Origin of the sequence: Rubrivivax albus, assembly GCF_004016515.1 — a bacterium.
Taxonomy (GTDB): domain Bacteria; phylum Pseudomonadota; class Gammaproteobacteria; order Burkholderiales; family Burkholderiaceae_C; genus Rubrivivax; species Rubrivivax albus.
This window is the reverse complement of sequence record NZ_SACT01000004.1, coordinates 345,956-357,248: the sequence shown is the minus strand read 5'-3', so window position 1 is coordinate 357,248 and position 11,293 is coordinate 345,956. Positions and strand designations below refer to the sequence as shown.

Here is an 11,293-nt window from a genome sequence, read left to right as displayed (position 1 = left end):
GCCCGGCCACGGCATTGCCGCAAAGCGTCGTTACATGTCAGGCGCCAGTGCCCTGCTGCGCGTTGATCTTGTCCTGGATGTCGCCCTTGAGCAGCCGGTCGAAGTGCTTGTCGCTCCAGCCGCCGAGCATGCGCTTACCGGCCAGCACCGTGGGCACCCCCTTGGCGCCGCTGAGTTCGAAGGCTTCACGTGCGGTCTGGCTCTTGGCCAGGTCCAGCACCTCGACCTTGAAGCCGCGCTGCTTCAGCCGTGCCACGGCCGCGTCGCAGGTCCGGCAGCGCGGCGCGACGAAGATGGCGTACTGCTCGCGGCCGAGGTCCAGGCCGTCCTTGCGTTCAGCGATCTCCGGCTTCGTCAGTTCGTGCGCCATCTGCGGCAGCACGCCCTTGGGCACCCAGCTCTGCGCCGTCTTGCGCTGGTCGATCAGCTTGCGGAACAGGTCCTCGATGACGCCGGCCTGCGCCGTGGCAGCGCACAGGCCCAGCAGCAGGGGAAGCAGCAAACGGACGCGCATGGCGGTCTCCTCGGGGTTGGCCCGTCCAGTGTAGTCAACCCTGCCACGCGCCCCGATACCGGTCCATGCCCAACCCGCTGACGTCGATCTCGGGCGTGCGCCCGGACACCAGGTCGGCGATCACGCGCCCGGTGCCGCAGGCCATGGTCCAGCCGAGCGTTCCATGGCCGGTGGCCAGCAGCAGGTTGCCGATGGGCGTGGGGCCGACCACCGGCGTGCCATCGGGCGTCATTGGGCGCAGGCCGCACCAGAAGCTGGCCTTGGATACATCGCCGCCGTCAGGAAACAGATCGCTGACCACGTGCTCCAGCGTCGCCCGGCGCGGCTCGCGCAGCGCCTCGCTGTAGCCGGCCAGTTCGGCCGTGCCGCCGACGCGGATGCGATCGCCCAGCCGCGTCACGGCCACCTTGTGCGTCTCGTCCATGATGGTCGACTCCGGCGCTCCAGCCGGGTCGGTGATGGGCACGGTGATCGAGTAGCCCTTGACCGGATAGACCGGGATCCGGATGCCCAGCGGCGCCAGCAGCTTCGGGCTGTGGCTGCCCAGGGCCAACACGAAGCGGTCGGCGCGCAGGTCGCCGGCCGAGGTGCGCACGCGCTCGATGCGGTCGCCGACGCGGTCGATGCCAGTGATCGCGGTGTCGAAGCGGAAGCGCACGCCGAGGCCGCGCGCCATCTCAGCCAGGCGGTTGGTGAAGAGGAAACAGTCGCCGGTCTCGTCCTTGGGCAGCCGCAATGCGCCGACGAACTTGTGCTGCGTGCGCCGCAGCGCAGGTTCCACGGCACAGAAGCCGTCGCGGTCCAGCACCTCGAAGGGCACGCCGTACTGCTTCAGCACCTCGACGTCACCGCCGATGCCGTCGAGCTGTTTCTGCGTGCGGAACAACTGCAGCGTGCCCTGGGCACGGTCGTCGTAGGCGATGCCGGTTTCGGCGCGCAGCGCCTTGAGCACGTCCCGGCTGTACTCGGCCAGGGGCACCATGCGGCTCTTGTTCAGCGCATAGGCCCTGGCCGTGCAGTTGTCCAGCATCATGGCGCCCCAGCGCCACATCGCCGGGTCCAGCAGGGGCCAGATCACCAGCGGGCTGTGCTGCATCAGCATCCACTTGATGGCCTTGACCGGCACGCCGGGGCCGGCCCAGGGGGCGGAGTAGCCTGGCGAGACCTCGCCCGCGTTGGCGAAGCTGGTCTCCAGCGCCGGGCCGGCCTGGCGGTCGACCACCTCGACCTCGTGACCCGCACGGGCCAGGAAATACGCCGCGCTGACGCCGATCACGCCACCACCCAGGACCAGGACCTTCATGTCGCCCCCACCGTTGCTGGCGCTGCATTCTGGGCCGGGCGCCGCCGACGCCGACGCGCGATTTCCGAGACAATGCCCGAATGAATCCCGCCCAAGCCGCCCCGCGGCTGTCAATGTCTCAGGTGCTGCTCTGTGGAGCCGCCATCGTCACGCTGAGCATGGGCATCCGCCACGGCTTCGGCCTGTGGCTGCAGCCGATCACGCTGGAGCGCGGCTGGACGCGCGAGACCTTCGCCTTCGCGCTGGCGGTGCAGAACCTGGCCTGGGGCCTGGCCGGGCCGGTGGCCGGCGGCCTGGCCGACCGATTCGGCGCCTTCCGCGTGCTGCTGGTGGGTTCGGTGCTGTACGCCGCCGGGCTGGTGCTGATGGCGCTGTCCACCTCCGGCCTGGCCTTCACCGGCAGCGCCGGCCTGCTGCTGGGCATGGCGCAGTCGGGCACCACCTACGCCGTCATCTACGGCGTCATCGCCCGCCAGGTGGCGCCGGAGAAGCGGTCCTGGGCGATGGGCGTGGCCGCGGCCGCCGGCTCCTTCGGCCAGTTCCTGATGGTGCCGGTGGAGAGCTGGCTGATCAGCGCCTGGGGCTGGCAGTCGGCGCTGATCATCCTGGGCTGCGTGGCGCTGGCGATCATGCCGCTGGCCTTCGGCCTGAAGGAGCCGGCCGTGCCGGCGACCGCCGCGCAGCACCGCCAAAGCGTGGGCAGCGCACTGCGCGAGGCCTTCGGCTACCGCAGCTTCCAGTTGCTGATGGCCGGTTACTTCGTCTGCGGCTTCCAGGTGGTGTTCATCGGCGTGCACCTGCCCAGCTACCTGAAGGACGAGGGCATGAACCCGGGCGTGGCCACCACCGCGCTGGCGCTCATCGGCCTGTTCAACGTCTTCGGGACCTACGGCGCCGGTGTGCTGGGCCAGCGCTTCGCCAAACGCCACCTGCTGTCGACGATCTACGCCCTGCGCTCGGTGGCCATCGTGGTCTTCCTCTCGGTGCCCCACAGCCCGATGGCGGTGTACGTGTTCGCCGCCACGATGGGCGTGCTGTGGCTGTCCACCGTGCCACCCACCAACGCCGTCATCGCGCAGATCTTCGGCGTGCAGTACATGTCGATGCTGGGCGGCTTCGTGTTCCTGTCGCACCAGGTCGGCAGCTTCCTGGGCGTGTGGGCCGGCGGCCTGCTCTACGACGCCACCGGCAGTTACGACATCGTCTGGTGGATCGCGGTGGCGCTGGGCGTCTTCGCGGCGCTGGTCAACCTGCCGGTGCGCGAGACACCGATCGCGCGGCCGGCCCTGCAACCGGCATGAAGCCCGCAGCACGCCTGTCGATCTGGGCCCTGGCGCTGGCTGCGCTGGCGGCCGTGTTCCTAGCCTGGCGCAGCCCGCACTTGGTGGTGGACCTCGCGGCCTACGTGGCGGCCTGCTTCTGATGCCGGCGCCCTCCGACTGGGTGCAGCGCTGGGCACCGTTGATCGCCCCCGGCGGCTCGGTGCTGGATCTGGCCTGCGGCAGCGGCCGCCATGTGCGCTGGCTGGCAGCGCAGGGGTTTCGCGTCACCGGCGTGGACCAGGCTGCCGAGGCACTGGCCCCGCTGCGTGAGGTGGCCGAGGTGATGGTGACCGACCTCGAAGCCGAAGGGCCCTGGCCATTGGCCGGTCGCCGCTTCGACGCCGTGGTGGTGACGAACTACCTGTGGCGCCCGCGCTTCGCCGACGTGCTGTCGCTGCTGGCGGACGACGGCGTGCTGATCTACGAGACCTTCGCCGCCGGCAACGAGGCCCTGGGGCGCCCGGCCCGGCCCGACTTCCTGCTCCAGCGTGGGGAACTCCTGCAGCGCTGCGCCGGTCTGCGCGTGGTGGCGTACGAGGACGGCCGCCTCGAGAACCCGCCGCGCTGCGTGCAGCGCATCGCCGCGCTGGGGCCGCAGGCCCGCCCGGATAGAATCATCGGCCTGTAGAAAGGCCCAAGGAAGGCCCATGAACCCCATCATTGGCAGCATCGTCGCCCTGGTGACGCCGATGCACGAGGACGGCAGCGTCGACTACGACGGCCTGCGCGCCCTGATCGACTGGCACATCGCCGAAGGCACGGACTGCATCGGTGTCGTCGGCACCACCGGCGAATCGCCCACGGTCACCGTGGACGAGCACTGCGAGATCATCAAGGTCGCGGTGCAGCACGCCGCTGGCCGCGTGCCCATCATGGCCGGCTGCGGCGCCAACGCCACGGCCGAGGCCATCGAGCTGTCGCGCTACGCCAAGGCCGTGGGGGCGGACTGCACGCTGCAGGTCGTGCCCTACTACAACAAGCCGTCGCAGGAAGGCATCTACCGGCACTTCAAGGCCATTGCCGAGGCGGTGGACCTGCCGCACGTGCTGTACAACGTTCCCGGCCGCACCGTGGCCGACGTGCAGCACGACACCGTGATCCGCCTGGCCCAGGTGCCAGGCATCGTCGGCATCAAGGAAGCGACCGGCAACATCGAGCGCGCCGCCTGGCTGATCAAGCACGCGCCCAAGGGCTTCTCCATCTACTCCGGCGACGACGGCACGGCCGTGGCGCTGATGCTGCTGGGCGGCCATGGCAACGTCAGCGTGACGGCGAACGTGGCGCCCCGCCTGATGCACGAACTGTGCATCGCGGCCATCGAAGGTGACGCCCGCAAGGCCACGTCGCTGCACATGCGGCTGCTGTCGCTGCACCGCGAGCTGTTCTGCGAACCCAGTCCGGCCCCGGCCAAATGGGCGCTGTCGCGCCTGGGCCGCTGCCGACCCGACGTCCGCCTGCCCATCACCCCGCTGACCGACGCCGGCCAGCAGCGCGTGGACGCGGCGCTGCGCGACGCCGGGCTGTTGTGATCCGCCGTTCGGCGCGGCTCGTCCCGACACACCTGCAGCGGGCGTCCGAACCGACCGCTGTCCCCGGCCCCGGCCGGCACCTTCCGAGATCCTTCGTGCGCACCCTGACCGTCTCCACGCTTGCCTTCGCCGCCGCACTGGCCGGCTGCTCCAGCGGCTTCCTCTCCGGCGAGAAAGTCGACTACCGCTCCGGTGCGCGCCAGACCACGGGCCTGGAGGTGCCGCCCGACCTCACGCAGCTGGCACGCGAAGGCCGCTACCAGGCGCCCGGTGCGGTGGTCAGCGCCGCGGGCAGCAACACCACGGCACCTGCCGCGGCTGCCACCACGTCCAGCGTGGCGCCCGCAGCCGTCGGCGGCATCCGCATGCTGCGCGACGGCGACCTGCGCTGGCTGCAGATTCCCATGCCGCCGGAGCAGGTGTGGCCCCAGTTGCGCCAGTTCTGGCTGGACAGCGGGTTCACGCTGGAAGTGGACGACGCCGCGGCCGGCATCCTGGAGACGTCCTGGGCCGAAAACCGTGTCAAGCTGCCGCAGGACGGCGTGCGGCGCCTGCTCGGCGGCGTGCTGGACGGCCTGTTCGACAGCGGGGAACGAGATCGCTTCCGCGCACGCCTGGAGCGCACGCCCACCGGCAGTGAGGTCTACATCAGCCACCGCGGCGCCCAGCAGGTGGTCAGCGGTGCGCAGCGCGACGAGGTGCGCTGGTCATTGCGGCCCAGCGATCCCCAACTCGAGGCCGAGTTCCTCAGCCGGCTGATGGTGCGCCTGGGCAGCAGCACCGAGCAGGCCCAGGCCGCTACCCAGTCGCCGGCGGCGGACCCTGCCGCGACCGCAAGGGCGCGGCTGCTGAGCGGTGCGCCGACGCCGTCGCTCGAGGTCGACGACGGTTTCGAACGCGCCTGGCGACGGGTCGGGCTGGCGCTGGACCGCAGCGGCTTCACCGTCGAGGACCGCAACCGCAGCGACGGGGTCTACTTCGTGCGCTACGTCGACACCCAGGCGCCCGACGAACGCGGCTTCTTCGGACGCCTGTTCGGGGCCGACGAGGCCCGCGAGGCCCAGCGCTACCGGATCGCCCTGCTCGGTGGCACGGCCGCCACCGGCGAGCGCACCGTCGTGGCGGTGCAGACCGCCGAAGGCGCGGCGATCACGGCGCCGGTCGGGCAACGCATCGCCGACGTGCTGCTGCGCGCGCTGCGCTGACCGCGCGCCGGCTGGAAGCCTGAAAACACGAAGGCCGACCGGGTGACCGGTCGGCCTTCGTCACTTTGGGCCCGGCGCGGGCGCCGTGCCAACCGCGTACTGCGGCTTACTGCGAGGCGGCCGAGGCAGCCGGCTCGGCGGCCACCACCGCCGAGGAGGTCTCGGCGGAAGACGCCGGCTCGGCAGCCGGGGCCGGCGCGGGGGCCGGTGCCGGCTCGGCAGCCGGCGCGGGCGCCGGGGCCGGGGCCGGTTCTTCGGTCTTGCCACAGGCCACGAGGCCGGCGGCAGCGATCAGCGAGGCGATCAGGAGCGACTTGGTCATTTCTATCCTTGTGGATATGTCATGTGATGGACCGTGGATCACGCCTGGGCAAGGCGCACCTGCCCGGGTCAGCGGTGCACCAGGACGGTTCCAGGCCCGGTCGCACGGGCGCAGATTCTAGGCATTCCCAGGGAAATCCCTAGAGTCCCAGCGGGCGAACGGGCCAGCTGACCACCGACCGTTGCAGCCACGCATCGATCCGGTCGCGCGCCGCCGCCGCCACGGCCGCATTCTTTTGCGCCCGGCCTTTCGGTGGCACCGCGGGCGGGTCGGTCGCCAGGGCCTCCAGCACCGTCGGGCCGTCGTCCAGCAGCAGCGTTTCCAGGCCATCGGGCGGACGCTGCTCGGGGCAGCGTGGTTCGATCGCGTGGCTCCAGGACGGGCGCCATTGCGTGAAGCGCGGGTGCAGGCGCTCCATGCGGTCGAAGTGCTCGGCCAGCAGCACCAGGCGCCGGCCCGGGCGGCGCAGCCAGCCGGCCAGGGCCGTCAGCAACGCCGGATCGTCCAGCGGCCAGCCGGCGAAGTCACGGTCCACGCACAGCAGCGAGCGCGTGCCGCGCGCGAGTGCGGCGTCGACGGTCTTCAGCACGGCCTGCTGGAAGCCCGCACTGCTGTCGAAGTCGAAAGTCTCCATCAACCGCCATCTTCCTCGTGCAGCCAGCCGTCGTCCAGCCAGTCGTCGACGATGGCAGCCGCTTCACCGCTGAGCCTGGCGCGGTCGGCGGCTGACAGACGCCGCGCGTCCGCGAGTTGCCGCAGCAGCCGGGCATCGCGCCCGGCGGCGCGCCAGGACTCGCCGTTGACGAACACGTGGCGGTCGTCGTAGAGCATGCGCGTGCGCGCATCAAGGCGCAGCGCGCCGTGCCCTGCCGGTGTCCGCGCCGGAGGATCGAACCACACGCCCGGCTTGGGCTCGCTGAGCACCTCCCCCAGCGCTCTCGGCAGTGCGTTGGCACCGCCGAATGCCGCAGCCAGGGCGTTGGATGCGAACGCCGGGTACCCGGGCGGGATGCGGCCCGGGTCGGCCACGGCCGCTTGCCCGCGGTCGGCATAGATCGGGTCCGGGCCGTCGGCGTCGGCCACCGCATCGGCCAGCCGCAGCAGCAGTTCCCGCGCCAGTTCGCGCCGGTGCGGGGTGCGGAAGCCCACCGACGCCGTCATGCAATCGCCGCCCACGGCGGTGCCGTCGTGGCCCCACATCGGCGGCAGGTAGAGCATGTCACCGGGCTCCAGCACCCATTCCTGCGTCGGTGCGAAGTGCTGCAGGATGCGCAGCGGCAGGCCGTCGACGAAGGTGCGGTCGCCGGGCGGCGCCACCCGCCAGCGGCGCCGGCCGTGCAACTGGATCAGGAAGACGTCGTAGGCGTCGACGTGCGGGCCGACCCCGCCGCCGTCGCTGGCCCAGGAGACCATCAGGTCGTCCAGCCGCGCATGCGGCACGAAGGCGAACGGTGCCAGCATGGCGTGCGCGGCAGGCGTGTGCAGGTCCAGGCCCTGCACCAGCAGCGTCCAGCCCGGCTGCTGCAGTGGCGGCAGGGCTCGGCGGGGCAAGGGGCCGCGCCGCAACGACCAGGTCTGGCCCATGCGGCGCACCAGGCGCGACTCGATGCCGTCCTGCGCCGCCAGCGCGAACAGCGCGGGGCGGGACAGCGGCGGCGTCACGCCGGGCCAGGCCTGGCGCACCAGCAGGGGCTGCTTCTGCCAGTGCCGGCGCATGAACTGCGCCGGGCTCAGGCCGCCGAGCAGCGCGGTCGGGGCTTGGATGTCCATCCGAGGATTCTCCGGCATGGGAAAATCGCGCATGCTGATCGCACCCCCTTGCGTCGTCACCCTGACCTGGACCCTGACCGACGCGCAGAACCGCCCCATCGACGCCCTCGACACGCCCACCGAGTTCCTCTTCGGCGGCAGTGACCTGCTCGCCGGCATCGAGGACGCCCTGGCCGGCCAGGCAGCCGGCTTCGAGACCCGCGTTCAACTGGAGCCCGAGCAGGCCTTCGGCGACTACCACCCGGAGCTGGTCTGCTTCGAGCCGCGCAGCCTGTTCCCGGACGAACTGGAGGTGGGCCTGGCCTTCGAGGGCCTGCCGCCGGGCCACCAGAGCGCCGACATGCCGGCCGACGCGATCTACGTGGTCACCGAGATCTACCCCGAGCACGTAGTGCTCGACGGCAACCACCCGCTGGCCGGCATGGCGCTGCGCATCGCGCTGAAGGTGGTGGACGTGCGCGCCGCCACCGACGAGGAAGCCGAGGCCGGCACCGTGGGTGCAGCGGCGGTGAGCGTGCTGCGCGGGCGGGACGGCGACGCGCCGCTGCACTGAGGTCCCGGCGGCGGGGCGCCGATGCGTGCCCGCCCGACGCTCAGGCCGGCGATCTGGGCCGGCTGCGTGAACCGGGCCTGGCCTTGGCCGCGACACGCTTGGATGTGGCCGTCGTGGTCCCGGTCTTCCTGGCCGCCCCCTTCTTGGCTGGTGCCTTCTTGCCGGGCCCTGCCTTGGCGGCCACCGTCTTGGCCGCCACGCTCTTGGCGGGGGCCTTCTTGGCCGGTACCGCCTTGGCGGCCACCTTCTTGGCAGCCGCTTTCTTGACCGGAGTCTTCTTGCCCGGTACGGCCTTGGCAGCCACCTTCTTGGCAGGCACCTTCTTGGCGGCAGCACGCTTGGCCACGACCGGCGCCACAGGCGCGGCCGGTGCAGGGCTCGGCGTGGGCAAGGCCTCCTCGTGCGGCGGTTCATCCGCCCCTTCCACGTACCCTGGCGCGGCACTGCGGCCGGACCGGGTGACCGCTTCCCGCAGGGCCATGGCCTGCGCCAACGAGATCTGCGGGTAGGCCACGGGCCGGCCCGTGGCGTCGAAGGTGGCGGTGCGGATGTCGCCCCGGTTGCCGCCCGCACGGTACGACACGTGCACCCAGCGCGCGCTGCGGTTGGCCTCGTAGATGATCTGGTCGAACGGCAGCCCGAGCCGGATCGCGAGCTTGAACACCTCGACCACCGGCACCCCCGGGCACTGGATGTCGGCGGCCTCCCCGCGCAGGTGCTGGCTGCTCGTGGCACCGCGCAGCCGTCGGTTCAGCGCTGGCCCACGGTAGCCGGAGTTGACCTTCACCGACTGGCCCAGCGCCTGACGCAGCGGTTCCAGCACGTTCTGGCACAGGGCGCGCAGGGCCTCCACCTCGGCGCCGGCGGGCTGGTTGGGGATGCCCTCGGCCTTGGCAGTGTCGGAGTGCGACAACTCGGCCAGCGTGAAGTGGTCGGACAGGTGCATGGCAACGCCTCCGTCATCGCGGTGGGCCGGCACATGCCGGCGAAGGCGTTGTAGCAGGGCGCCGCGCGTCTGGCGATCCCGCCAACACGTCAGGTGGCGTGCGTCAGGCGGTGCCGGTGGAGCCGAAGCCGCCGTCGCCACGCTGCGACGCACCGAAGGACTCGACGACGCGGAACGCCGCCTGCACCACCGGCACGATCACCATCTGCGCGATGCGCTCCATCGGCTGCACCGTGAACGCCTCACGCCCCCGGTTCCAGCAGCTCACCATCAGCGGGCCCTGGTAGTCGCTGTCGATCAGGCCCACCAGGTTGCCCAGCACGATGCCGTGCTTGTGGCCCAGGCCGGAACGCGGCAGCAGCATCGCCGCCAGGCCGGGATCGCCGATGTGGATGGACAGGCCGGTGGGGATCAGCGCGCTGTCCCGCGGCGCCAGCACCAGCGGCGCGTCGAGTGCGGCACGCAGGTCCAGGCCGGCGCTGCCGGGCGTGGCGTAGGCCGGCAGCACGTCGGCCAGCCGGGGGTCGAGGATTTTCAGGTCGATGGTAGTCATGCGGGACCCGGTGTGGCCGCCAGCCGCTCGGCGATCTCCTGCACCAGCCGGCGCGCCAGGGTCAGCTTGGGGCCGTGGGGCAGTTCACGCTCGCCGCGGGCATCCACCAGCAGCAGGGTGTTGTGGTCCTGGCCGAAGGTGGCGGGCCCCAGGTTGCCCACCACCAGCGGCACGTTCTTGCGCACCAGCTTCTCGCGCGCGTGCCGGGCCAGGTCCTGGCTCTCGGCGGCAAAGCCCACGCACCACGGGCGCCGGCCGGCGGGCAGCGCGGCCACGCTGGCCAGGATGTCGGGGTTCTCGGTGAGCTCGAAGGTGGGGGCCACCTTCTTGCCGTCCTTCTTGATCTTGTGCGCGTTCTCCGCCGCCGGGCGCCAGTCGGCCACCGCCGCGGTGGCGATGAAGACGTCGTGCCCATCGGCCGCGGGCAGCACCGCGTCGAACATCTGGCGCGCACTCTGCACGTCGATGCGCGCCACGTGCCGCGGCGTGGGCAGGTGAACCGGCCCGGCCACCAGCGTGACCTGCGCCCCGGCCTCCTGCGCGGCACGCGCGATGGCGAAGCCCATCTTGCCGCTGGAGAGGTTGGTGATGCCGCGCACCGGGTCGATGGCCTCGAAGGTGGGGCCGGCGGTGATCAGCACACGCCGGCCGGCCAGCAGCTTGGGCTGGAAGTGCGCGATCAGCTCGTCGCACAGCGCCTCGGGCTCGAGCATGCGGCCGTCGCCGATCTCGCCGCAGGCCTGGTCGCCAGCGTCGGGGCCGAGCACGATGGCGCCGTCGGCGCGCAGTTGCGCCACGTTGCGCTGCGTGGCCGGGTGGGCCCACATCTCGCGATTCATGGCCGGGGCCACCAGCAGCGGCACGCGCTGCTCGTGCGACTGCGGCCGCGCCAGGCACAGCAGCGCCAGCAAGTCGTCGGCCCGGCCCTGCACCAGCTTGGCGATGAAGTCGGCGCTGGCGGGCGCGATCAGGATGGCGTCGGCCTGGCGCGACAGGTTGATGTGCGCCATGTTGTTGTCGGCGCGGGCATCCCACTGGTCGGTGTAGACCGGATGGTTGCTCAGCGCCTGCATCGTCACCGGCGTGATGAAGCGGCAGGCCGCTTCGGTCATCACCACCTGCACGCTGGCCCCGGCCTTGACCAGCAGCCGCACCAGCTCCGCGGCCTTGTAGCAGGCCACGCCACCGGACAGGCCGAGCAAGATGCGCCTGCCATGCAGGTCGGGGGCAGCGGGGGCGTTCGACATGGGGGCGCACTCTAGCACCGGCCCTGGCC

The 11,293-nt window shown here is 71.7% G+C and carries 14 protein-coding genes; 6 read left to right on the top strand and 8 right to left on the bottom strand.

Features of this window, described 5'->3' with window-relative positions; all coding sequences use genetic code 11:
• Positions 1-37: 37 nt before the first annotated feature.
• Together ENE75_RS14760 and ENE75_RS14755 are read right to left on the bottom strand one after the other, a co-directional pair.
• The gene (locus ENE75_RS14760) at positions 38-514 is read right to left on the bottom strand and encodes a glutaredoxin family protein (protein ID WP_128199069.1); all 477 of its coding nucleotides are present in this window, start codon (positions 512-514) and stop codon (positions 38-40) included.
• A 34-nt stretch (positions 515-548) separates the two neighbouring features.
• Positions 549-1,817, bottom strand: a complete 1,269-nt coding sequence (locus ENE75_RS14755) for a D-amino acid dehydrogenase (protein WP_128199068.1) — start codon at positions 1,815-1,817, stop codon at positions 549-551.
• Positions 1,818-1,897: 80 nt separating this feature from the next.
• On the opposite strand from ENE75_RS14755, the gene ENE75_RS14750 reads away from it, so the two are divergent.
• The 5 genes from ENE75_RS14750 (at position 1,898) to bamC (ending at position 5,873) form a co-directional block, all read left to right on the top strand.
• A complete protein-coding gene (locus ENE75_RS14750) occupies positions 1,898-3,118 on the top strand; it encodes an MFS transporter (RefSeq protein ID WP_128199067.1) in 1,221 nt (406 codons plus the stop codon).
• Complete coding sequence (locus ENE75_RS25630) at positions 3,115-3,240, top strand: hypothetical protein (protein ID WP_259371711.1); 126 nt, start codon at positions 3,115-3,117, stop codon at positions 3,238-3,240. Before ENE75_RS14750 ends, ENE75_RS25630 begins: the two co-directional genes overlap by 4 nt.
• Positions 3,240-3,767, top strand: coding sequence for a class I SAM-dependent methyltransferase (locus tag ENE75_RS14745; protein WP_128199066.1), 528 nt, complete (start codon positions 3,240-3,242; stop codon positions 3,765-3,767). Before ENE75_RS25630 ends, ENE75_RS14745 begins: the two co-directional genes overlap by 1 nt.
• Before the next feature lie 19 nt (positions 3,768-3,786).
• Positions 3,787-4,668: a 4-hydroxy-tetrahydrodipicolinate synthase gene (gene dapA, locus ENE75_RS14740; protein WP_128199065.1), complete on the top strand. Its 882-nt coding sequence runs from the start codon at positions 3,787-3,789 to the stop codon at positions 4,666-4,668.
• Between the two features lie 95 nt (positions 4,669-4,763).
• Positions 4,764-5,873: an NlpB/DapX family lipoprotein gene (gene bamC, locus ENE75_RS14735; protein WP_233259091.1), complete on the top strand. Its 1,110-nt coding sequence runs from the start codon at positions 4,764-4,766 to the stop codon at positions 5,871-5,873.
• Between the two features lie 106 nt (positions 5,874-5,979).
• Here bamC and ENE75_RS14730 read toward each other — a convergent pair whose 3' ends face one another.
• The 3 genes from ENE75_RS14730 to ENE75_RS14720 all read right to left on the bottom strand — a co-directional run bounded on the left by ENE75_RS14730 (position 5,980) and on the right by ENE75_RS14720 (position 7,965).
• The gene (locus tag ENE75_RS14730) at positions 5,980-6,195 is read right to left on the bottom strand and encodes a hypothetical protein (RefSeq protein WP_128199063.1); all 216 of its coding nucleotides are present in this window, start codon (positions 6,193-6,195) and stop codon (positions 5,980-5,982) included.
• A gap of 139 nt (positions 6,196-6,334) precedes the next feature.
• The gene (locus tag ENE75_RS14725) at positions 6,335-6,829 is read right to left on the bottom strand and encodes a hypothetical protein (protein ID WP_128199062.1); all 495 of its coding nucleotides are present in this window, start codon (positions 6,827-6,829) and stop codon (positions 6,335-6,337) included.
• Positions 6,829-7,965, bottom strand: coding sequence for a JmjC domain-containing protein (locus tag ENE75_RS14720; RefSeq protein ID WP_128199061.1), 1,137 nt, complete (start codon positions 7,963-7,965; stop codon positions 6,829-6,831). Before ENE75_RS14720 ends, ENE75_RS14725 begins: the two co-directional genes overlap by 1 nt.
• Positions 7,966-7,996: 31 nt before the next feature.
• On the opposite strand from ENE75_RS14720, the gene ENE75_RS14715 reads away from it, so the two are divergent.
• Complete coding sequence (locus tag ENE75_RS14715; protein WP_128199060.1) at positions 7,997-8,518, top strand: FKBP-type peptidyl-prolyl cis-trans isomerase; 522 nt, start codon at positions 7,997-7,999, stop codon at positions 8,516-8,518.
• Positions 8,519-8,558: 40 nt separating this feature from the next.
• On the opposite strand, the gene ENE75_RS25105 is transcribed toward ENE75_RS14715, so the two are convergent.
• From ENE75_RS25105 to coaBC, 3 genes are all read right to left on the bottom strand, one after another.
• Entirely contained in the window at positions 8,559-9,464 is a 906-nt protein-coding gene (locus ENE75_RS25105; RefSeq protein WP_199232306.1) for a D-Ala-D-Ala carboxypeptidase family metallohydrolase, read from the bottom strand.
• 103 nt (positions 9,465-9,567) lie between these two features.
• Entirely contained in the window at positions 9,568-10,017 is a 450-nt protein-coding gene (gene dut, locus ENE75_RS14700; protein WP_128199059.1) for a dUTP diphosphatase, read from the bottom strand.
• A complete protein-coding gene (gene coaBC, locus ENE75_RS14695; protein ID WP_128199058.1) occupies positions 10,014-11,264 on the bottom strand; it encodes a bifunctional phosphopantothenoylcysteine decarboxylase/phosphopantothenate--cysteine ligase CoaBC in 1,251 nt (416 codons plus the stop codon). The genes dut and coaBC overlap by 4 nt, the downstream gene beginning before the upstream one ends.
• Positions 11,265-11,293 lie beyond the last annotated feature (29 nt).